The organism is Deltaproteobacteria bacterium, assembly GCA_019308925.1.
GTDB lineage: Bacteria > Desulfobacterota > B13-G15 > B13-G15 > RBG-16-54-18 > JAFDHG01.
Genome location: JAFDHG010000006.1, coordinates 19,544 through 40,157, shown reverse-complemented (window position 1 = coordinate 40,157; position 20,614 = coordinate 19,544). Strand labels below are relative to the sequence as shown.

The 20,614-nt window shown below is 52.1% G+C and carries 22 protein-coding genes and 1 pseudogene; 13 read left to right on the top strand and 10 right to left on the bottom strand.

What is annotated here, in order from left to right:
* The first annotated feature begins 44 nt into the window (after positions 1 to 44).
* The 10 genes and pseudogenes from JRI46_01710 to JRI46_01665 all read left to right on the top strand — a co-directional run bounded on the left by JRI46_01710 (position 45) and on the right by JRI46_01665 (position 9,740).
* The gene (locus tag JRI46_01710; GenBank protein MBW2038304.1) at positions 45 to 203 is read left to right on the top strand and encodes a hypothetical protein; all 159 of its coding nucleotides are present in this window, start codon (positions 45 to 47) and stop codon (positions 201 to 203) included.
* A gap of 757 nt (positions 204 to 960) precedes the next feature.
* Positions 961 to 1,074, top strand: a pseudogene (locus JRI46_01705) (DUF2442 domain-containing protein).
* A gap of 338 nt (positions 1,075 to 1,412) precedes the next feature.
* A complete protein-coding gene (locus tag JRI46_01700; GenBank protein ID MBW2038303.1) occupies positions 1,413 to 2,288 on the top strand; it encodes an efflux RND transporter periplasmic adaptor subunit in 876 nt (291 codons plus the stop codon).
* 3 nt (positions 2,289 to 2,291) lie between these two features.
* A complete protein-coding gene (locus JRI46_01695) occupies positions 2,292 to 3,218 on the top strand; it encodes an ABC transporter ATP-binding protein (protein ID MBW2038302.1) in 927 nt (308 codons plus the stop codon).
* Positions 3,208 to 4,350: an ABC transporter permease gene (locus JRI46_01690; protein ID MBW2038301.1), complete on the top strand. Its 1,143-nt coding sequence runs from the start codon at positions 3,208 to 3,210 to the stop codon at positions 4,348 to 4,350. Before JRI46_01695 ends, JRI46_01690 begins: the two co-directional genes overlap by 11 nt.
* On the top strand, positions 4,347 to 5,486 hold the full coding sequence (locus JRI46_01685; GenBank protein MBW2038300.1) for an ABC transporter permease: 1,140 nt from the start codon (positions 4,347 to 4,349) through the stop codon (positions 5,484 to 5,486). Before JRI46_01690 ends, JRI46_01685 begins: the two co-directional genes overlap by 4 nt.
* A gap of 8 nt (positions 5,487 to 5,494) precedes the next feature.
* Positions 5,495 to 6,415, top strand: a complete 921-nt coding sequence (locus JRI46_01680; protein ID MBW2038299.1) for an ABC transporter ATP-binding protein — start codon at positions 5,495 to 5,497, stop codon at positions 6,413 to 6,415.
* A 234-nt stretch (positions 6,416 to 6,649) separates the two neighbouring features.
* The gene (locus JRI46_01675) at positions 6,650 to 7,351 is read left to right on the top strand and encodes a MerR family transcriptional regulator (GenBank protein MBW2038298.1); all 702 of its coding nucleotides are present in this window, start codon (positions 6,650 to 6,652) and stop codon (positions 7,349 to 7,351) included.
* Positions 7,352 to 7,632: 281 nt separating this feature from the next.
* On the top strand, positions 7,633 to 9,276 hold the full coding sequence (locus tag JRI46_01670; GenBank protein MBW2038297.1) for an NAD(P)/FAD-dependent oxidoreductase: 1,644 nt from the start codon (positions 7,633 to 7,635) through the stop codon (positions 9,274 to 9,276).
* Positions 9,277 to 9,344: 68 nt separating this feature from the next.
* Positions 9,345 to 9,740, top strand: coding sequence for a PaaI family thioesterase (locus JRI46_01665; GenBank protein MBW2038296.1), 396 nt, complete (start codon positions 9,345 to 9,347; stop codon positions 9,738 to 9,740).
* Positions 9,741 to 9,845: 105 nt separating this feature from the next.
* Here JRI46_01665 and JRI46_01660 read toward each other — a convergent pair whose 3' ends face one another.
* The 3 genes from JRI46_01660 to JRI46_01650 are packed head-to-tail and all read right to left on the bottom strand — an operon-like array spanning position 9,846 to position 13,330.
* A complete protein-coding gene (locus JRI46_01660) occupies positions 9,846 to 10,325 on the bottom strand; it encodes a 4Fe-4S binding protein (protein ID MBW2038295.1) in 480 nt (159 codons plus the stop codon).
* Positions 10,322 to 12,484 carry a molybdopterin-dependent oxidoreductase gene (locus JRI46_01655; protein MBW2038294.1) on the bottom strand — a complete coding sequence of 721 codons (2,163 nt, stop codon included), beginning with the start codon at positions 12,482 to 12,484 and terminating at the stop codon, positions 10,322 to 10,324. Before JRI46_01655 ends, JRI46_01660 begins: the two co-directional genes overlap by 4 nt.
* Positions 12,485 to 12,526: 42 nt before the next feature.
* On the bottom strand, positions 12,527 to 13,330 hold the full coding sequence (locus JRI46_01650; GenBank protein MBW2038293.1) for an IclR family transcriptional regulator: 804 nt from the start codon (positions 13,328 to 13,330) through the stop codon (positions 12,527 to 12,529).
* A gap of 303 nt (positions 13,331 to 13,633) precedes the next feature.
* On the opposite strand from JRI46_01650, the gene JRI46_01645 reads away from it, so the two are divergent.
* From JRI46_01645 to JRI46_01635, 3 genes are all read left to right on the top strand, one after another.
* A complete protein-coding gene (locus tag JRI46_01645; GenBank protein MBW2038292.1) occupies positions 13,634 to 14,320 on the top strand; it encodes a radical SAM protein in 687 nt (228 codons plus the stop codon).
* Positions 14,321 to 14,453: 133 nt separating this feature from the next.
* Complete coding sequence (locus JRI46_01640; protein MBW2038291.1) at positions 14,454 to 14,843, top strand: cytochrome c3 family protein; 390 nt, start codon at positions 14,454 to 14,456, stop codon at positions 14,841 to 14,843.
* A 152-nt stretch (positions 14,844 to 14,995) separates the two neighbouring features.
* Complete coding sequence (locus tag JRI46_01635) at positions 14,996 to 15,334, top strand: hypothetical protein (GenBank protein ID MBW2038290.1); 339 nt, start codon at positions 14,996 to 14,998, stop codon at positions 15,332 to 15,334.
* A 23-nt stretch (positions 15,335 to 15,357) separates the two neighbouring features.
* On the opposite strand, the gene JRI46_01630 is transcribed toward JRI46_01635, so the two are convergent.
* From JRI46_01630 to JRI46_01600, 7 genes are read right to left on the bottom strand one after another with little or no spacing between them, the layout of a single operon-like run.
* Positions 15,358 to 15,804: a hypothetical protein gene (locus tag JRI46_01630; protein ID MBW2038289.1), complete on the bottom strand. Its 447-nt coding sequence runs from the start codon at positions 15,802 to 15,804 to the stop codon at positions 15,358 to 15,360.
* On the bottom strand, positions 15,801 to 16,289 hold the full coding sequence (locus JRI46_01625; protein ID MBW2038288.1) for a zf-HC2 domain-containing protein: 489 nt from the start codon (positions 16,287 to 16,289) through the stop codon (positions 15,801 to 15,803). The genes JRI46_01630 and JRI46_01625 overlap by 4 nt, the downstream gene beginning before the upstream one ends.
* Positions 16,290 to 16,829 (bottom strand): sigma-70 family RNA polymerase sigma factor, encoded by a 540-nt coding sequence (locus JRI46_01620; protein MBW2038287.1) that lies wholly within the window; start codon positions 16,827 to 16,829, stop codon positions 16,290 to 16,292. It abuts the gene before it with no gap.
* A gap of 15 nt (positions 16,830 to 16,844) precedes the next feature.
* Positions 16,845 to 17,570: a tRNA (adenosine(37)-N6)-threonylcarbamoyltransferase complex dimerization subunit type 1 TsaB gene (gene tsaB / locus JRI46_01615; protein ID MBW2038286.1), complete on the bottom strand. Its 726-nt coding sequence runs from the start codon at positions 17,568 to 17,570 to the stop codon at positions 16,845 to 16,847.
* Complete coding sequence (gene rseP, locus JRI46_01610) at positions 17,570 to 18,640, bottom strand: RIP metalloprotease RseP (GenBank protein MBW2038285.1); 1,071 nt, start codon at positions 18,638 to 18,640, stop codon at positions 17,570 to 17,572. Before rseP ends, tsaB begins: the two co-directional genes overlap by 1 nt.
* Positions 18,637 to 19,800, bottom strand: coding sequence for a 1-deoxy-D-xylulose-5-phosphate reductoisomerase (locus JRI46_01605; GenBank protein MBW2038284.1), 1,164 nt, complete (start codon positions 19,798 to 19,800; stop codon positions 18,637 to 18,639). Before JRI46_01605 ends, rseP begins: the two co-directional genes overlap by 4 nt.
* Positions 19,797 to 20,606 (bottom strand): phosphatidate cytidylyltransferase, encoded by an 810-nt coding sequence (locus JRI46_01600; protein MBW2038283.1) that lies wholly within the window; start codon positions 20,604 to 20,606, stop codon positions 19,797 to 19,799. The genes JRI46_01605 and JRI46_01600 overlap by 4 nt, the downstream gene beginning before the upstream one ends.
* Positions 20,607 to 20,614: the final 8 nt, after the last annotated feature.

Below are 20,614 nucleotides of genomic sequence, written 5' to 3'. Positions count from 1 at the left end.
ATCACATTTTAAACCAAAGTCATCGGAGACAGGAGGATATGAAGATGAGACAAAGGGAGGTAACTTGCCCCTTTTGTGATGCGGAGATCCCATTAGATGGGGATGAGAAAGAAGGGGAAGAGATCTACTGCTCCTATTGCCACATGAAGCTAATATTGGAAAGGAGAGAAAAGAAGCTGGAGGCCGTGGAGGAAGAGGAATGAGGATCTCTCCCCAGATCCTGGCCATCGACATCGGGGCCGGGACCCAGGACATCCTCGTCTACCAAAGGGGGAGGGAGGAAGAGGACAACCCCCAACTGGGCCTCCCCAGGGGGTAACATGATGCTGACCGGTCCCTGGGGCCTGGTGGCGGGAGCAAAATTAAAAGGCCTACTTCCTGAAGAGGGCAAAGAAAAGCGTCAATAGGCGAATGATAATGATGCAGGTCGTGTACTATTGAATGTCTTTACTTTGATTTGTTTTCTCTCTTTTGCATAGAAATATTTTTGTATAATCCGAAAATGTAGAAAGCCATGAAGAAAAGCTTTCCCGCTTGGGATAAGCACGGCAAGCCCATATTGATTGCCAGGATCTCTGGAATGACATCTTAAATCATTGTGTTAGCAATTTAAAGGAATAGACTCGACGAAGTCAAGAGAAGATTAAATTCTACTCCATACTTTTGATGGAGTGCAGATGACATGATGAGGATTTCAGGGGTATCAGGCTTTGCCTGCCTTGGTGTACCTGCTTTCACGGATCATCTATTAGTTTGTCTACCACCTTTATTTGATATAATCCACATCGTCATCATTTTCACTTCCTTCGTTTTGCTGTTTGTGTGGGTTGCGTAAGAAGTTCAAAGCTTCACTGATTGCCATTTTGGACCATTTTTTATAATAAAGGTTTAAAAATCCATGTTGAGCATCAGGATATTTATCCCTTGAAAAGAATAGAGTCTTATAAGGGATGTCCCTATTGGGAAATATGCGGTGGTGGTTACGGAATTCACTGGCCTGATATTGACGAAGATTTGAGTACTGAAGGCTTACTTCGTGGTGCACCTGCTCCACGCAATCTCAAAATTGCCTAACAAATCCTCCCATCGTACGGCTTAGGAAGACAATGGGGTTCGGCCCCTGACATTTAATTCGATTTAGAAAATCAGGGTTAAACATACAAAACACCTTTGATAAACCGGCCCCCACAAAAGGGGCCTTTTTACTGCCGGAGTATAGTTAATATGACAAAATAATTTCGTAACATATATTAATACATTTAAGTGCCTTTACAACCCGCCTTAAAAGCCGCATAATGGCCCCTACATTAACCATTGATTATCTATTGTATGTGTCCTCCTCATTTTAATGCGATTTAGGGGCCAAAAATCCTCATTTCGACTGCAAAGCTACAGAGCGGTGGAGGAATAAGATGAGAAAAAAGATCGTTCTCCTAATTGTCATCCTTCTCATGCTGGGTGCCCTCTTTTATTATTTCTTCTATTACCGAGACCGTGGTGGTCCAGGACAACTCCTCCTCTCAGGGACGATGGAGGTCACTGAGGTGGAGATCTCACCGGAGCTCTCGGCAAGGGTAGTGGCCCTCTATCACCGGGAGGGTGATCAGGTAACGGAGGGCGACCCCTTGCTCGACCTGCAGGGGAGCGACCTGAAGGCAAAGCTCCGGGAGGCCACGGCTGCCAAGAGGGCCATCGAGGCCGAGATCTCGTTGAACAGGGTCAAGATGGAAAACGCCCGGCGGGAGTTCAAGAGAAACCTCCAACTCTATCGGGCCAAGGCGATCTCCGCCAGCAGTTTTGATGCCGTCAAGACCGCTTATGAAGTCACCAAGGAGACCTATACCGCCTCCCTGCACAGGCAGGACGAGGTCCAGGCCAGGATCGAAACCCTCCAGTTGCAACTAAAGAAGACCCACCTCTCTTGCCCCATCACCGGAGTGGTCTTGGAGAGGAATGTGGAGGTAGGGGAGGTGGTCTTTCCTGGGATGGTGCTGATGACCATAGGAGATCTGCAGCGCCCCTGGGTCCGGGTCTATATCGGGGAGAGGGATATCGGAAAGGTACGCCTTGGACAGGGGGCCTCGGTAATGACCGATGCCTATCCTGAGCGAAGATTCCCCGGAATCCTGCGCTACATTGCCAAGGAGGCGGAGTTCACCCCAAAAAACGTGCAGACCCGTGAAGAGCGCGTCAAGCTTGTCTACGAGGCTAGGGTCTATCTCGCCAATAAAGAGGGGATCCTGAAGCCAGGGATGCCAATAGATGTCTACTTGCGCCTGGAGGAATAGGTGATGGCCATCATCCAGGTAAGGGGCCTGAAGAAGCGTTTTGGGGATCATGAAGTCATTGGAGGGGTCGACCTCTCCATAGAGGAGGGGGAGGTCTTCGGACTGATCGGCCCGGATGGGGCTGGCAAAAGCACCCTGATCCGGATGATCGCCGGCATCCTGGAGCCCACAGAGGGGGAGATCTATGTACACGGCATCGACGCCATCAGTGCATACGAGGAGATCCGCAGTGCCGTGGGGTATATGCCACAGACCTTCGGCCTCTATGGGGCCCTCACCGTTGAGGAGAACCTCCGCTTTGTGGCCCGCATCCACGGGTTAGGAAGAAGGGAGTTTCAGGACAGGACAGAAGGGCTCTATCGTTTCAGCGGCCTTGGACCCTTTAAGGATCGCCGGGCAGCCCAGCTCTCCGGGGGGATGAGGCAAAAGTTGGGCCTTTCCTGCATCCTGATCCATCAACCCAAGATCCTCCTGCTCGACGAACCCACCATAGGGGTAGATCCCATCTCCCGCCGGGAGTTCTGGAACACACTCCATTCCTTCTCCTCCGAAGGGGTCACGATCTTCATTTCCACCCCTTATCTGGAGGAGGCCGAGAGGTGCCATCGCATCGCCTTCCTACAGGAGGGGAAGATCCTGGAAGTGCTGGATCCTCGGGGGCTGCGGGCACTCTTTCCTTATGCCACATGCGACATCTACGCCCCAGAGATCAGGGGTCTGCTGCGCCGCCTGCGGGAGCGCCTTCCCCTACCCGTCTCCTTTCTCAGCGGCGACCATATCCACTTGGTCTGCGAAAAAGGGGCCCTCGATTCGGGGGAACTGGAGGAGATATTAAAGGAGCTCTACGCGGAAGGTGTCCAATTAAAGAAGACCATCCCCATTGTTCAGGACCTCTATTTTATCTTGGAGAAAAGGGGCCATGTTGCCTGAGGCCCTTCGCCGCAGCACCGCCCTTGCTTACATAGAGACCCTCCTTATCCTCCGGGACAAACGGAGCCTGGGGCTCGCCTTCCTCCTGCCTTTTCTGCTCTTGATCCTATTTGGGTCCTCCCTCTCCTACGATGTGAGGAACATCCCCCTGGCAATCTGGGATCAGGATCGCACCCCGGCCAGTCGGACCCTAATCTGCGCCTTTCGGGGTTCCCCTTACTACCGTATCATCGCCCTCAGGGGAGGATACCCCGAGCTCATCAGGGATCTCGACCAGGGAGAGGCCCTAGTGGCCATGGTCATCCCGCCCGATTTCGGCAAACGTCTGGACAGGGGTCAAGAGGTCCAGGTCCAGTTTATTCTCGATGGCAGCGATTCTACCACAGCCGGCATCTCCATGGGCTATATCCAGGGTATCATGGAAAGGTATAACCTCTCCCTTCAGCAAGAAAAGGCCCTTCGGTGGGTAGAAATTCCGGTAGATCTGGCAATAAGGGTCTGGTTCAACCCGGAGATGGAGAGCCGGAATTTCATCGTGCCCGGCCTGATCGCTGTCATCCTGATGATCATTGCGGCCCTGCTGACCTCCCTCACCCTGGCCAGGGAGTGGGAGACCGGTACTATGGAGACTCTCCTCTCCCTGCCGCTCAGGCCAATAGAGGTGGTCATTGGAAAGATGACCCCTTACTTCGCCATGGGGATGATCAATATCTCCATCCTCCTTCTGGCCAGCCGCTTCATCTTTCAGATCCCCATCAGGGGGAGCATCCCCCTCATCTATCTCTTTGCCTCAGTATTCACCATTGGTGCCATGGGTCTGGGGATATTTATCTCCGGTGTGGCGAAGAGGCAAACCTTGGCCACGCAGATGGCCATCATCACCACCTATCTCCCTGCCCTACTCCTTTCCGGCTTTGTCTTTCCGATCCGCAATATGCCCATCCCCCTTCAGGGTATAAGCTATCTCGTCCCAGCCCGCTACCTCATCCATGCCCTTAAGGGGATCTTCCTCAAAGGTATCGGTCTCTCCATACTCTACCCCCCCCTCCTTCTGCTTTTGGCCTTTGCTATCTTTGTCCTGTGGCTTGCCGCCCGACAAGTCCCCCGTCAGATCAAGGAGCGAAGGAGATGAGCCTGCAGCGTATAAAGGCCCTTTTTCAAAAGGAGATCAGGCAGGCCCTCCGGGATAAGAGGATGCGGATGCTCATCTTCGGCGCCCCTTTAATTCAACTCATCCTCTTCGGTTACGCCGTCAATACCGATGTACACGACATCCGCACAGTAGTCTGTGACCGCTGCGACACCAGCATCAGCCGTGGCCTCGTCGACGCCTTTCAGGCCACCGGTTACTTCCAGATCGTGAAAAGGGTAAGAGAGCCCCGCACAGCAGAACCCCTTTTAGACAAAGGAGAGGTCCAGGTCATCCTGGTCATCCCCGAGGACTTCTCTCGTGCCCTACAAAGGGGTCGACCTGCTGATCTGCAGATGATCGTGGAGGGGACCGACTCAATCGTGGCCTCCACAGCGGTATCCTATGGGAACAGGATAATCGCCGCCTACCTTCAAAAGCTCAAGGAGAGGCATCCCCCCCTCAATAAAAAGATAACCACAGGGAGGCGTTCCCCCCGGATAAGGCCGGAGATCAGGATCTGGTTCAACCCCGACCTTAAAAGCCGCAACTTCTTCGTCCCCGGGGTCATCGCCCTGTTGCTCACCCTTATCTCCCTGATCCTGACCTCCTTTTCTATCGTGAGGGAGTGGGAGGTGGGGACCATGGAACAGCTTATCGTCACCCCCCTTCGGCCGGCCGAGCTGATCGCCGGCAAGACCCTCCCCTTCTTCCTTTTGGGACTGATCAACCTCGCCTTGATCTTTGTGGTGGGGACCCTCTGGTTTCGGATCCCCTTTCAGGGTGATGTCCTTCTGTTGGCCATTTCTGCCGTCCTCTACCTGATCACTGCCCTCGGTATAGGCATCCTCATCTCCACCATCTCCCGGACCCAGCAACAGGCCCTGATGGGGGTCTTCTTCTACTTCATGCCCTCAGTGTTGCTTACTGGGTTTGTCTTTCCCGTCTACAACATACCTGCTATTGTGCGCTGGCTTGCCTACATCAACCCGATGACCTACTTCCTGGTCATCGTGAGGGGGGTCTTCCTCAAGGGTGTGGGGATAGCTGTGTTGTGGCCCCAGCTCTTGTTCCTGACCATTGCCGGGCCGATTTTTTTGGGGATAAGCATAAAAAGATTCCATAAGAAATTAGATTAGAGGGAGAGATGGAGGCGATTGTAGCAGAAGGGCTCACCAAAAAGTTCGAGGATTTCGTCGCGGTGGATGAGGTCTCCTTTTCCATCTCCCAGGGGGAGGTATTTGGTTTCTTAGGCCCCAACGGCGCTGGCAAGACGACCACCATCAGGATGTTCTGTGGCATCCTCCCCCCCACTGCAGGCCGGGCCCTGGTGGCAGGGGTGGATGTGGCCGAGGATCCCGAAAGGATACGGAGCCGGATCGGCTACATGTCTCAGCGCTTCTCCCTCTATAGGGATCTGACCGTCTGGGAGAACCTCTCACTCTATGCGGGGATCTATGGTCTCCTTGAGGGGCACTTTAGGGAGCGCCTCGACGAGGTGATGGAGATGATCGCTTTATCCGGGAAAGAAGGCCTTTTGGTAGAGAACCTCCCCACCGGGTGGAGACAGCGACTGGCCCTGGGGTGTGCCGTGCTGCACCGCCCGGAGGTCCTCTTTCTGGATGAGCCGACCTCTGGGGTGGACCCGGCGGCCCGTCAAGCCTTTTGGGAGCTGATCTATAACCTCTCCTCCCAAGGAACTGCGGTGCTGGTGACCACCCACTATATGGAGGAGGCGGAACAGTGCCACCGGCTCGGGATGATCTTCAACGGGAGGCTGGTCGCCACAGAGACCCCCACCCGGTTAAAGCAGAAGATACCCGGAAGGGTCTATGAACTGGAAGTAGAGGAGATCACCAAGGCCACTGATATCCTGCGCCAGATCCCGGGCATAGCAGAGGTCTCCCCCTTCGGTCGCCGTCTACATATCCTCACCGAGGCAGACGTCCCCACTCAGGAGGAAATCCGCAAAACTCTCGAGGAGGCGGGGGTCTCCGTCCTTGAATTAGAGGCAGTTCCCCCCAGTCTGGAGGATGTCTTCATCTACCTGGCGGAAAAAGGGGGATGAGCGACACAAAGATTTTCAATTCGTAACGACTGGGCCATGTATACCACATAAAATCTAATAAATTTTGTCAATTTAAAAGATTAGATCCTTTATTTACTCACTACTCCTACATTTTTGAAAAATTTTGGTCTAGGTAAGCTATTTCCTGATTTGACAATGTTTGTAATAAGTGGTAAGTGGCACTTTATACTAAGTATTCTTTAGGGAATGACTAAATTAAGGGAGAAAAGGCTGATGAAGATGGCTGAGCTGGTTGAAAGGACAGGGGTGTCAAAGTCTACCATCTTATACTATGTCCGGGAGGGGTTGCTCCCCCCACCGGTTAAGACCAGTAAGAATATGGCCTACTATAGCGAGGATTACATCGACAGGATCCGCTTAATCAAAGAGCTTCAGGAAAAAAGGTTTTTCCCTTTATCCAGGATCAAGGATTTTTTAGAGAAGATGGAGGCCGGTGCGGATCTAGATTCCCTCTTAGAGCTTGATGCTCTTATATTTCATCGAAACGAAATCAAGGAGAAGGCCTACACAGAAGAAGAATTTTTAGAAAAGACCGGCCTAGGGAAAGAAAAACTGGAGGAGGCAGAGAGATTGGAGCTGCTCCTTCCTTTAAGCGTAAAGGGTGAGAAGAGATATGATGAGGAGGACCTGAAGGCAGGGATACGTTTATCAATGGCCCTTTCTGTAGGTATAGATCTGAAGGATCTGGTATTTTATCCCAAATGTGGGGAGAAGATCATCGAAGAGGAGATGGCACTGAGGAACAAGATTATTGCTGGAAAGGAGATAGGCCCTGGGGTCGAGATCACCTCCCGACTTGCCAAGGGGGCCAAAGAACTTCGAACCTATATCCTGACCAGACTTTTTCAGAGAAAGGTACAGGAGGAGATCCAGGAGGGGAGATGGGGTGAGAAAAAGATCCATAAAAGGAGGTAAAAAAGATGTATAGGTACATTCTTTGTGTCAGTATTTGTGCTGTTATATGTGTTATTAATGGAAGATGGTTAATCCAAGCAGTTAGGGAACGCACAACCAGTGAAATCTATATTCATACAGGCTTGGGTATTTTCTTCACCTTGCTAACCCTAGACCTTTATGGGCGAGCAACACCATATAGCAGCGGATAAAAGAGAACCCTTTGATTTCCCAAAAGGTAGCCGGTATAGATTAGGCAGCAGATTTCACGTTAACCTTTTTGTTTGAAAGGAGGTAATAGCATGCTCAACAAAAAGATATCCAGACGTTCCTTTCTCACCATTTCAGCCATAACCGCTGCATCCTTTGCCCTGGATTGGAAAAGGATCACGGCCTATGCCGCTAAGATGGGCCCCAAGAGTGAGTATCCGACCGTGATCATCGGGGCTGGATTGGGCGGGCTGTGTTGCGGGGCCTATCTGGCCAGGCAAGGGATTCCGATAACCGTAGTTGAGCAACACAATGTCCCAGGAGGCTATGCCACCTCCTTTGACAGGGCTGGAGGAAAGTTTACATTCGAGGTATCCCTGCACGGAACCTCGATCAACAATAATGCCCCGGCACGCATCCTGCGAGATGTAGGTGTCCTGGATAAACTGCAGTTGGCCCAACTCCCTGAGGTCTACCGTCTGAAGACCCCTGACCTGGATATTTCGGTTCCCCAGAAAGACCCGGAGGCATACATTCGCCTCTTGGCCAAGCACTTTCCCGATGAAACCGAGGGCATCCGAGGCTTTGTCCAAGAAATGATCGGCATTGCCGAAGAAACTAACAGTTATCACCAAAAAGGGAGATTGTACAAGCGCATCTTCAGGGTCATCTTCCCGATTCAGTATCGCAAGATGTGGAATGTTCGGGACAAGACCCTAGCTGAGCTGATGAACGAATATGTCAAAGAGCCTGCGCTCCAAGATGTTTTGGCCGCCCTGTGGGGCTATTACGGTCTGCCACCATCCAGGCTCTCCGGGTTCTACTATGCAAATGCCACCGGAGGCTACCTCAAGAACGGTTCCTACTACGTTAAAAACCGTTCCCAAGACTTGAGCTATGCATTGGCCGACGTGATCGAAAAATCTGGTGGAAAGATCCTGTACGAAACCTTAGCGCAAAAGATCTTGGTCAAGGATGGGGCCGCGCAGGGGGTGGTTATATCAGGAGGGAAGGTCTTGCCTGCCCGGGCTGTGGTCAGCAACGCCAGCGCACTTACCACGTTCAAAGAGATGTTACCTCGGAAGGTTGTTCCACCCGATTACCTAAGAGAGCTAGAAGGATACCGTCCCAGTATCTCAACCTTTATTGTATGGCTTGGGTTGAACCGAGAATTAAGGGGAAAGATAAAAGGATTCAGTACCCACGTGGCTTCAGGTCGAGGAGCGGAGGCCGATTATCAATCCTACCTAATGGGAGAGGTCGACAAGGGTCCCTTCAGCGTCAGCATCTACGATAATATCTTCAAAGGTTACTCCAGGCCGGGGACATCCAGTCTGATGATCTTATTTCTGTGCGGGTTTAAACCATGGCGAAAATTTGAGGCAGATTACCGGGCAGGGTGCAAGAAAGCCTATTACAAGGAAAAGGAGCGATGGACCAATATCCTCATCCGCAGGGCTGAAAAGGAGTTAGTACCCGGACTCTCCTCGATGATTGAGGTCAAGGAAGCGGCTACACCCCTGACAAACTGGCATTACACCCGGAATGCTGAAGGGGCCATCTATGGCTTTGAGCAGTCCATGGACAACGCCTATATGAATCGGATCAGCAACCGGACTCCCATCAAAGGGCTTTATTTGGCCAGCGCATGGGGGTATCCTGGTGGTGGATACGCTGGAGTACTCAGAGGCGGGCAGCGGGCCTTTCAGGTGATGATGGAGGATTGGGGGGGCTGATATTATTTTTACTTATATGTGTTGACAGCCGTTTGAAAAGATGCAAGGGTCTTTAAAGAGGATCCATTATGAAGAAAAGGTCTTTTAAGGTCGCCCCCTTTGAGAAGTACATGCATATGGAGATCCTGGAGATCGGGGAGGGATTTGCCAGGGTGAGGATGCCCTATAGAGATGAGTTCACCAACCCTGCGGGGAAGATCCATGGGGGCGTCATCGCCTCACTGGTGGATACTGCCATGGCGGTGGCCGTCTTCTCCTTGGTGGGACCAGGAGTAAGATATTCCACTGTAAGGCTGGAGATAAAGTACAAGGCCCCGGTGAGGGATGGGGAGATGCTCGCCGAGGCCAAAATCAATATACAGAAAAAGAGGCTCTTTAAGGTGGAGGCGGCGGTAAAGGACGGAGATGGTCAGGTGGCGGCCACGGCCACGGCGACCTTCATGCTTACGAACCAGGGTCATTAGCACCTTTAAGCTATCTCCCCTCCTCTGCCTTATAGATGTTGCACAGGAGGGTTCTGAGGTTGATGGACCCCAAGCCGATTATTTGCCGATCAAACCGATCTCACCTCATACATTCTTCGCTATTCTTTGCTTAATCTCCTCCAGATCTCCAAAATGGATACAATGGGCCAGGCAGACGTTGTCGGCGCACGCAGGCAACAGCCCCTTATCCACCCGCTGGTAGCAGAGGTTGCATTTCTGTGCAATACCCTCCTCAGCGTCAAAGGCAATGGCATCGTAAGGGCATACCTCAATACATAACTGGCACCCTGTGCATTTTTCATAATCCATCACCACAATACCATCTTCTCTTTTGATGATTGCCTCTTCAGGACAGGCATCCGCGCAGGGAGGCTCGTCACAGTGTCTACAGACATTAACCCGAAAAACAAATTCCAGCTTGCCATCGACCATCTTGGGCCCATCTTCTGAGACAGAAATTAACTTGACCCCGTCAGCAGCATGGTTTTCCTGTTTGCACGCTACCTCACAGGCCTTACACCCCCAGCAGGCTTCATGATCGATAACCAGAGCATATTGTTTCATGACTTTTCTCCTTCTTTCATCTCAGGATAGATCTTGCATAAAAGCACCCGCACATTCGTTGCCCCCATCGCAGGGTCGCATATTTCATAGGCATTGTCCGTTAAAATGTTGATGTTCGATACATCCCAACCGTGGCCAGGGTCTTTTCTCTCAGGAAACCACCACGCATGCTGAGCGCCCACAACCCGCGGATCTATACCGGCGAAGAGCTTGGCTCGCTGCCTGACTCTACCACGCGGGGATTCGATGGTAACCCAATCTCCCTCCTTAATTCCCTCCTTTGCTGCCGTCTCAGGGTGAATCTCAACCATAGGCTCCCTGTGAAGCTCCCGCAGCCACGGCACCTGACGATTTTCGGTATGGAAAAACCCAGGCATCCTCATGCCTGTGATAAGGATGTACGGGTACTCTTTGTAAACTTCAGGGGTACTGACCGGGCTTTCAGGCATTTCATGGTACTGGGGAAGAGGATCGTAGCCCCATTTTTCCAGCAGCGTTGAGTACAGCTCGAATTTACGGGTGGGCGTCGAAAATCCCTTCTCCTTGTATTTCTGATACTTCACCTCTCCTCGTAGGTAATCCATCTTTTTGAAATCCTGCCACGTGATACCCATCGGTTCCAAAATGTAATCCAGGCCTCCTTCAAAGGTGTCCCACCAGTATTCACCCTGCCCTACTCGATGGGCGAGGTCATTGAGCATCTCATGATCGGAGCGGCACTCACCCACCTGAATAACCTTTCGCCGAGGCAACAGGTAACCATGCCGCTTCCAAAAGTCCCCGATATAGTCCATCTCTAACCAGGTAGCCGCAGGCAACACAATGTCCGCCAATTCGGCCGTTGGCGTCATGAAGAAGTCAGACACAACCATGAATTCGACCTTTTCAAGAGCTTTGTACACCTCTCTTGCATTGGCACGAGTCATCACAGGATTTGAGCTGATGAAAAAGAGCATCTTCACTGGATACGGTTTTTCTTCAAGGATGGCATCCCATACACACTTGGGGTTGATAATGGCAAAGTTGCCGGCAAGACGGAACCAATCGCCGCCTAATCGTTTCACCGCTTGCTCCTTGGACAACATGCGGTGGGCACCGAATTCACCGACATTAAGTATTTTCGGTGCCCCGAAGAGTACCTGTCCACCCGGAACATCGATATTTCCGGTGATCCCCATGAGCACCATCAGTGCCCGATTGTTGTCTGCGCAGTTTATCTGCTGCTCAATGGCCACCCCCCATTGGATAGCTGCCGGTTTGGTGGTAGCAAAGAGTCGGGCTGCCTCTCTGATCTTCTCTTTCGAAACCCAGGTGATCTCTTCCACCCTCTCCAATGGGTATTCACTCACCCGGTCTACAAAGGGCTCCCAGCCGTGGACATAATTCTCGACAAACTCTTTGTCATACAGTTTTTCGGAAACAATGACATTGGCCATACCGAGGGCTAGCGCCGTATCCGTTCCCGGCCTGAGTTGTAGCCAGATGTCCGCACGGGCTGCAATACGTGTCAGTCTGGGATCAACAACAATGAGTTTCGCCCCTGCATCAAGACTGACTGAAAATGGTTCCCCCTTATATTCATCCGGGTTACTGATCACCACGTTGTTGCCCCATACCATAAGGCACCTCGGATGATTCTCGTAATCCACAAGAGGATTCGAGCCACAGGTAATAATACTGGTGGCTATTCGCGGACCGTAGCAGAAATGTCCTGCCGTCAGCACATTGGGAGTACCTAAGATGTTGGCAAAGCGATAGATTACCGCTTCGTTCTCCCTCCCTGTTCCATACCCCATGACAATCGACTCAGCCCCAAACGTTTCTTTATAGGTCAATATCCGCTCTGCAATCATATCCAAGGCCTCGCCCCACGAAATACGCTCCCAATTACCGCTCCCCTTTGGACCAACTCGTTTGACAGGGTAGGTAAGTCGATCTGGATGGTAGGCTAATTGCGCCGATGCAATTCCTTTGCTGCAGAGCGTGCCATGATTTATTGGGCAGTTAGGATCACCAGCAATTTTTGCCACTTTCCCATCTTTGACATAGACCAAAACGCCACAACCTCCGTGACACATGCGACAGTGGCTTTTCACGACAGAATCATACCCGTACACCTCCATCTCACGTTCAACATTAGAATATTTAAATTCAGTCACGTCTCCCCCCTTAGACATAATTTTTTAGTTTAAAAGGGATGCCTATCCATCATCCATAGGTACATGATGATAAATCTGCTCAACATCTGCGCCGAGGGCGTAAGAAATCTTTCTGGCACTCTCAGCTACCATTGAACCATACTGCTGAATCAAAGACGCAGGAAAGGTTCCGATGACAAACAGGCAACCAATTAATTTCCCATGCGAACCAAAGACAGGAGACGCAACAGCATTGATGCCAGGACTTAACTCACCCCTGTCCACCGCAAACCCCGACCGCCTACAGGCAGCAAGCTCTTTTTGCAGTCGGTCCCGATCCAACTGGGACACATCACCATGGAAGTAGAGCTTTTCACCTGCCATAATTCTCTCCCTTTCCACATCAGGCAGAAACGCAACAATGGCCTTGCCGTGTGCTCCCCAGGTGATGGGAAACCTATGGCCCAATCGAATCGTTATACCGATATCCTGGTTACCTTCGCGTTTCGCGACTACAAAAAGGTGTCCGTCAGCTATCACGCCGAATAGGGCCGTACTCTTTGTCTGCTTAGCAAGCGTCCCGAGAAAAGGGGCCACAACTTCCTGGTAATCCAGGTTATCCAAAACCCTCCGAGATAGAGAGATTAATCCAGGTCCCAGCGAGTACGTTTTGGCTTCAGGATCTTTTTGCACAAAACCAAACTTTTGTAGCGTGTTTAAAATCGAGTAGCCCTTACTTTTGTGGATATCAACGTGGTTGCAGATATCGGTCAACCTCATCTTGAAAGACGGCCCTTGCGCCAGGCAAACAAGAATTTTTCCCGCCTGCTCCACCGCCGGTACCAATGATGTATACCCTGATTTCACTCCCTTAGTGTCCTTTTTGGTACCCTCTTTATTCAATTAAATAATTCTGCATATAGAACATTTTTTTCTATATTAAACTTTATGCAGGTATTTGTCAAGCCAAAACTCTCCTTGTCTCTCTGTGCTGCTTTATGATATCTAGTGTCTATCAAGATTGATGACCAAAAAGAGGCAGCATCCTTACCTTGTCTCAAAGCCGAATAGATCTATGGCCATGGAGATCGCAGAAAACCTCCTAGATATACAATGCTAAAGCTTCCTTTCGATCCCATTCAGAGGGCAAAAGAGGTTGAGGATCTGGTAATGAAGGGCCTGAGGAGAAAGTACTACAGACTTAGGCCGGCCCGATATTATGGGGGGATCGCCACCGCCGACCTGGTTGGGTGTAATCTTCTCTGTGCCTATTGCTGGAATTACAACAGGAACTTAAGACCATCCGAATGTGAAGGCTGGTATTACAATCCTACGGAGATCGCCAAGAGGCTCTCGGCCATTGCCAAAAGAAAGGGTTTCAACAGGATAAGGCTAAGCGGGGCAGAGCCTATCCTGGGAGAGAGGTCTTTTGACCACCTCTCGGGTGTGCTGGAAGAGATCAGCAAAGTAGACCCAAGAATGGAGTTTATCTTGGAGACCAATGGCCTCTTTATAGGCGCAAGGCCGGAGTTCGCCCAGAGACTCTCCCAATTCCATCGACTGCAGGTGAGGATCTCCTTAAAAGGGTGGGACAAGGAGAGCTTTGAGAGGATAAGTGGTGCAGAGGGTAGGTATTTTGAACTACCCCTGAGGGGTTTGAAGACATTGCTGGAGTTCGGGGTTGAGGCCTGGCCCGCCATCATGCTTGAGCTCTTCGGACCAAAGGGGATTGAAAAGATCAGCGAAAGATTAAAGGAACTTTTCATCAGACCGGAAGAGCTAGAGGTGGAATATCTGGAGGCCTATCCCTTTGTCTTGGAAAACCTGAAGAGGCGCTCCCTTGATCTCTATGGTTAAGACACCCAAAAGATCAAGGCCAGATGAATAAAAGGGAGGAAATTCCGTCAATATAAGTGAAAAAATCCCTTGACAAGAGGGGGTCTGGCATTATAAATCTTGCTGTGACCTTAAAAAGAAAGGGGGGTGGAAGATGAAGAGATGGTCTTATCTGATTGTAGCGGCGGCATTCTTGGCAGGGGGGGTCCTCAGCATCGCCCTAGCAGGACCCGAAATGGTCAAAATTGAGAATAAATACGCTAGAGACCTGAAGAAGCCGGTGACCCTCTCCCACAAGAAACATGCGGAGACGTACAAGATAGCCTGCACCGAATGTCACCACACGTGGAAGAAGGCGGAAAGGAAGACACCCCAGAAGTGCGCCGCATGTCACAAAGAAAAGGCAGAGGGAAAGAAACTGAGTACTAAGAGGGCCTATCACAAACAATGCCAGGGATGCCATAAGGCGTTGAAGGCCCAAGGGAAAAAGACAGGGCCCACTACCAAATGTACCGGCTGCCATCCGAGCAAACGGAAAAAGTAGAGGGGCCAAAAGAGTGAGCAAAACTAGGGAGGGGGATGGAAGAGATCCCCCCTTCTCTTTATGTACAAAGAGGGTGATGGTTAGGCTCCACATAGAAGACGCTACCAAGGCCCTTAATACCCTGAGGGCTCTGCAAGATTATACTCCTCCCTTTGAGATCGTGGGCGACTATCATCCTGCGGGCCGATGGCAGGCAGATGCACGAGGCATCCACTGGTGTGGGACCGGTGGATGCCCTGGCCAAGGTCCTAAAGAAGTCCCTCACCCCCCTCTTCCCTGAACTGGAGCGGGTGAGGTTGGTTGATTTCAGTTCCCAGATTTTCGACCCACACTCGGGTACGGAGGCCCGTGTGCAGGTCCAGATTACCTTCAGCAACGGAAAGGATGTCTGGCGGGTGCAGGCCTTCTCCGAGAACATCAACAAGGCCTCTTTCTTGGCCTTGGTGGATGGTTTCGAGTACGCCATCCTCCTCTCACGCCGAGAGGGCTAAGAGGATATCTTTGCATAAGGGGATCAGGGGCCCTGGGCCGATATGGCCAGGATCAGAACCCCCTCTTTATGTCTTGGCCCGCCGATGAGGAAGGTCCCCCCCTTCTTGAGTTTGGCCTTGGTCTTAAAGATCACTCTCCCCTCCCGCAGGATCTCTACAGCGATCTCCACAGTTCCCTCTTGTTCTTGGATGAGTCTGATACGCAGATCCTTTTTTTTGGTCAAGGGGAGTTGACCTACCTGGCCTTGCGCAAGGAGGAAGGAGCGCTCTTGCAGAAGTCGATAAGATGAATAATTGAACAAAGTGCTTAATTTTTCTTGGATATCCTGCAGGCCTGTATCCACGCCCTTCCCTTTATGTGAGGCAAGGATAACCCTAATCCCTATCTGTACCTCCCCCCCTAAGGCAAACGATGGGTAAAATAGAAAAAAAAGCATGCTTAAGAGGCCCAGAGAGACTACCTTTTTCACCCTATCTCCTCCTTTCCTTCTTCTGTCTCGAAGAGCCAAATAATCGTTAGCCCTTCCTCCCCCTGGAAGATCATCACAGGGTCCTCGCTCTCCACCGACTCCACAACAACAGGTGGTGATGGAGTGGACGTCACCAAGGGGAGGGTGAGCAAGAGGATGACCAGTAAGGCCGTCCCCCAGGCGAGGGTCCTAAGGGGTCGAAGGGGGAAAAAGAGGTCCCTTACAGGCCACCATACTCTCTGCCTCAAGGAGGGGATCCTCAACCTCTCCCATACCCCTTCCCATACTGCTTGGAGTTGCGCGTCGGTCACCCTCTCCTCCACCGCCCCTGTCAGGAGTTCACGCAGAGCGCAGAGGTCCTCCAGCTCCTTTTGGCAGCGAGGACAAACCCGCAGGTGTCCCTCTACGGAGTCCCTCTCCACGGGAGGAAGTTCTCCATCCAAATACATCTCCAAACGAGGGGTGAAATGCTTGCAGCCCGGCATCTAACCCTCCCCCTTCAGATAAGATGCGAGGCACCGGCGCAACCCCTCCCTGGCGTAGTGAAGCCTGGACATCACTGTCCCTAATTGGCAACCCATTACCTCTGAGATCTCCTTATAGGACAGCCCCTCCACCTCCCTTAAAAGGATGATCGCCCGGTGTTGAGGGGGTAGTTGGGCCATGGCCTTTAGGATCTGTTCTCTAAGCTCATTACGCATAAGGCAGGAGTCAGGGCCCCCTTTCTCTGGAGGGTCAACCGCTTCCTTCACCCCGGGGGTCGCCATCCTATGGCGACGAAAGTCGAGGGCGAGGTTTACGGCGATCCGGTAAAGCCAGGTATAAAAAGAGGAGGCCATCCGGAAACCCCTAATGGATCGATAGGCCTTGATGAGCACCTCCTGGGTCAGTTCCAAGGCGTCCTCCCGATCCCATACCATACCGTAGAGAAATGAGTAAATCTTCCTTTGATAGGGGGCCACCAGATCCTTAAAGGCCTCTTTCTCCCCCCCCTGTACCCTCTTTACCAGCTCCTGTTCTTCCAAGGTGATCTTGATTAATTAGATGCGATTTCCTTTAAAGTTATTCAACCCTTTTCTCTTCACCCAACGGATCTCGGCATCAGATGGCCTAACATAAATGGGTACCAAGGAGGAGATATCATCCCTCTCCCCCTCCATGATGCGCTGCAGGCCCAGCTCGGCCACCATCGTCCCGCGGAGAAACCTCAGGTGAGGTGGGGCGAAGAAGGCCCTCTCACCCAACCTCTCCTTGATGAGCTCACCATAGACCCTGACCCCATCACCGAGGAAGATCGTCTCCTTGGGGGGGATCTCCTCAAGCATAATGGAGGGTGAGAGGACCTGATAAGGGGTCAGCCTCTTCACCCTCCCCCCTCCCTCATCTTTGTACAGGGCGGTGTAGACCTCCCCCCTTCTAGCATCCAGAAAGGGGCAGATCAGATAGGGGGTGAAGGGGAGATTGTGGGCGAGGGCGTCCAGGGTGGGAACACCGACCACCGGCTTTTCAGCCGCCAGGGCCAGCCCCTTGACGGTGCTCAGCCCTACCCTGAGCCCGGTAAAGGAACCCGGCCCCAGGGAGACGGCCAGTCCATCTACATCTTTGATATCCAACTTGGCTCCCTTCAGGAGGACCTGGATAGAAGGGATCAAACGCGCGGAGTGGGTCTCCTCCCTATTAAGGTTGTACTCGGCCACTACCTGGTCCCCGTCGATGAGCCCGAGGCTCCCGCAGCTGGTCGATGTATCGATCCCCAAGATCATCATCACTTGGTCCCTTGGGGAAGGATCCTCATGATATCGTTGTAGAATACTAAGACCATCAGCAGGATGATGATGATCAAACCGATCTGCTGGGCCAACTCCAGCTTCTTTATACTTAAGGGTCTCCCAATGATGGACTCCAGGGTCAGAAAGAGGAGGTGACCGCCATCGAGGATGGGAATGGGGAATAGGTTCAAGATGCCCAGGTTGATGCTTAACACCGCGGTGAAAAAGATAAGGTTAAGAAGACCCTGTTGGGCCTGCTTGCCGGCCATCTGGGCGATGAGGATGGGGCCTCCTATGGTCTTGGCTGGGATGACCCGCTGTATGATCTTGACGATGCTTAACACCACCAGCTTGCTGACAAACCAGGTTTGATGAAAACCCTTGCCCACCGCCTTGTGGACGGGCTCCCTTTTGAGTACGGCCTCCCCTGACGCTATGATTCCGATCTGATAGGTCTTGATTTCCTCGCCGAAGATGTTTTTTTTCGTTACGGCCTGGGGGGTGACCCTTATTCTAATGACCTCTTCCCCCCTCTTAAGGGTCAACTGAAGCTCCCCCCCCTCGCTCTTGGGGATTACCGAGAGGAGATCGGACCATTGGGCTATCTCCTTTTCGTTCACCTTTAAGATCACATCTCCAGGCCTTACCCCTGCCTTTTGGGCGGGAAAACCGTCTGCTACCTTCCCCACTACGGGAGATAATTGAGGGATCCCCACACTGAACAGCGAGGAGAAGATGAGGGCTGCGAACAGCATGTTTGCCAGGGGTCCAGCCACAACGATGGCCATCCTCTTGCGCACGGATTGATAGCGAAAGGCCCTCCCCTCTTCCTCTTTTGCGACCTTTTCCCCGGGGTCATCCCCAAAGAGTTTTACGTATCCCCCTAGGGGGAGGGCGGATATCATATATTCTGTCTCACCTATTTTTTTGCCGATAAGCTTGGGGCCAAAGCCGAGGGAGAACTTCAACACCTTTACCCCCCCCAGTTTGGCGACGAGGAAATGCCCCAGTTCATGGACGAAAATCAATACCCCCAGTACAAACAAAAAGGCCACAATATGGATCATCGGGACACCTTTTGGATGAAGTCTAGGGCCTTTTCCCTGGCCCACCGGTCCGCTTGCAGGGCGTCGTCCACCCCTTTCAAAGGGGTCGCCCTGTGCCCGTCCATGGTGCGCACGACCACCTGCGGGATTTGATCAAAGCTGATCCTGCCTTGAAGAAAGGCATCTACCGCCATCTCATTGGCGGCGTTGAGCACACTCGGCAAGGTCCCCCCTCTCTCTAAGGCCTGATAGGCCAACCTCAGAGAAGGGAATTTCTCGTAGTCAGGGGGGGCGAAGGTCAGGTTGGCGAGTTCAACAAAGTTCAGCGAGGGGAGATCCACCTTCAACCTCCTGGGATAAGAGAGGGCATAGGCGATGGGGATCTTCATATCTGGGATGCTGAGCTGGGCGATGATGGATCTATCCACAAATTCCACTAAGGAGTGGATCACCCCCTGGGGGTGGATCAGGATCTCGATCTTTTCCGGGGGGACCTGGAAGAACCAGTGGGCCTCGATGACCTCCAACCCCTTATTCATCAAGGTGGCAGAATCCACCGAGATCTTGGGGCCCATCTCCCAAACAGGGTGGGCCAAGGCCTCTTGGGGGCTTACCCCTTGTAACCCCGCAGCGGGCAAGGAGTAAAGAGGGCCCCCCGAGGCGGTCAAAATTATCCTCCTTACCTCTTCCCATCCCCTCTTTCCTCCCAAGGCTTGAAAGATGGCGCTGTGTTCACTGTCGATGGGTAAGATATCCACCCCCCTCTCTTGCGCCTTTTTTACAATGATCTCACCGGCCATCACCATCGATTCCTTATTCGCCAAGGCGATATCCTTCCCCTCCTCGATGGCCGCAAGCAGCGGAAAGAGACCTGCCGAACCCACCACCGCCGAGACCACCATCTCCACCCCTGGGAAGGTGGCTACAAGAACGAGTCCCTCTTGTCCATACACTACCTCCACCCCTTCGCTCCGAAGATCCCTTTGGAGGGTTTGGGCAAGTTCTTGGTTTAGGACAGAGACAAGTTGGGGCTTGAACTTTTTGATCTGTTCGCGCAGCAACGGCAGGTTGGTCCCGGCAGAAAGGGCTAGAACATCAAATTCGTCCCTGAACCGTCCCACGATGTCGAGGGTATTAACCCCGATGGATCCGGTAGATCCCAAGATGGCCAACCGCTTCATAATACCCCAGGGTAAATTTTATAGACCAAAAAGTAATAAAGAAAAGGGGAAGAGAAGAGGAAGCTGTCCAATCTATCGAGCATCCCCCCATGTCCAGGGATGAGGGCCCCTGAGTCCTTCACTTTGGCCCCCCTCTTAATCATCGATTCAGAGAGGTCCCCCAACTGCCCGAAGAGGGCGATGCCTGATCCAATGATAAGAGCATCCTTTGTCGCCAATGCGGGAAGGAACAGGGATTTAAAAGCAAAAAGAGAAAGTATAGCGCCGATAAAACAACTAAAAAACCCCTCTACCGTCTTTTTAGGGCTGATCCGGGGACAAAGCTTATGTCTCCCCCAAAAGGAGCCGATAAGGAGTGCAAAGGTGTCCCCTGCCCATACGGTGGCTACAAGCAAAAGGACCCAGAGGATCCCTTCGGGCAATTTGTTGATCAAGGTTACATAGGACAGCAGAAAGGGGATGTAGACGATGCCGAAAAAGGTGATCCCGATCCGGTTCGGCAGGGTGGAGAGCTCAGAGGAGAGGAGAGGAAAGCTAAGGAAAAGGACCAAGAGGATCACCCCTAGGAGTGAGATGACCGCCTCATAGGGGGCCCACTGAAAGACCCCGCAGAGGATTGTTCCCAGGATAACCCCGCCGATCTTTCCTGCTGCCCTCTGTTCCGGTAGGGCCAGATTATAAAACTCATAGAGTCCGAGGATGGCGGCCACGGAAACCATGATATAGAGGGTATAGTGAGGGCCGAAGATGATCAATAACGTCAGGGGTGGAATTATAATCAATGCCGAGAACACCCTCTTCATCATCAAAGCTC

Bases quoted from the DNA above. Each gene is read 5' to 3' on its own strand.
- JRI46_01710 (MBW2038304.1), top strand. From the start codon at position 45: ATGAGACAAAGGGAGGTAACTTGCCCCTTTTGTGATGCGGAGATCCCA.
- JRI46_01700 (MBW2038303.1), top strand. From the start codon at position 1,413: ATGAGAAAAAAGATCGTTCTCCTAATTGTCATCCTTCTCATGCTGGGT.
- JRI46_01695 (MBW2038302.1), top strand. From the start codon at position 2,292: ATGGCCATCATCCAGGTAAGGGGCCTGAAGAAGCGTTTTGGGGATCAT.
- JRI46_01690 (MBW2038301.1), top strand. From the start codon at position 3,208: ATGTTGCCTGAGGCCCTTCGCCGCAGCACCGCCCTTGCTTACATAGAG.
- JRI46_01685 (MBW2038300.1), top strand. From the start codon at position 4,347: ATGAGCCTGCAGCGTATAAAGGCCCTTTTTCAAAAGGAGATCAGGCAG.
- JRI46_01680 (MBW2038299.1), top strand. From the start codon at position 5,495: ATGGAGGCGATTGTAGCAGAAGGGCTCACCAAAAAGTTCGAGGATTTC.
- JRI46_01675 (MBW2038298.1), top strand. From the start codon at position 6,650: ATGAAGATGGCTGAGCTGGTTGAAAGGACAGGGGTGTCAAAGTCTACC.
- JRI46_01670 (MBW2038297.1), top strand. From the start codon at position 7,633: ATGCTCAACAAAAAGATATCCAGACGTTCCTTTCTCACCATTTCAGCC.
- JRI46_01665 (MBW2038296.1), top strand. From the start codon at position 9,345: ATGAAGAAAAGGTCTTTTAAGGTCGCCCCCTTTGAGAAGTACATGCAT.
- JRI46_01660 (MBW2038295.1), bottom strand. From the start codon at position 10,325: ATGAAACAATATGCTCTGGTTATCGATCATGAAGCCTGCTGGGGGTGT.
- JRI46_01645 (MBW2038292.1), top strand. From the start codon at position 13,634: ATGAAGGGCCTGAGGAGAAAGTACTACAGACTTAGGCCGGCCCGATAT.
- JRI46_01640 (MBW2038291.1), top strand. From the start codon at position 14,454: ATGAAGAGATGGTCTTATCTGATTGTAGCGGCGGCATTCTTGGCAGGG.
- JRI46_01625 (MBW2038288.1), bottom strand. From the start codon at position 16,289: ATGCCGGGCTGCAAGCATTTCACCCCTCGTTTGGAGATGTATTTGGAT.
- tsaB (MBW2038286.1), bottom strand. From the start codon at position 17,570: ATGATGATCTTGGGGATCGATACATCGACCAGCTGCGGGAGCCTCGGG.
- rseP (MBW2038285.1), bottom strand. From the start codon at position 18,640: ATGATCCATATTGTGGCCTTTTTGTTTGTACTGGGGGTATTGATTTTC.
- JRI46_01605 (MBW2038284.1), bottom strand. From the start codon at position 19,800: ATGAAGCGGTTGGCCATCTTGGGATCTACCGGATCCATCGGGGTTAAT.
- JRI46_01600 (MBW2038283.1), bottom strand. From the start codon at position 20,606: ATGATGAAGAGGGTGTTCTCGGCATTGATTATAATTCCACCCCTGACG.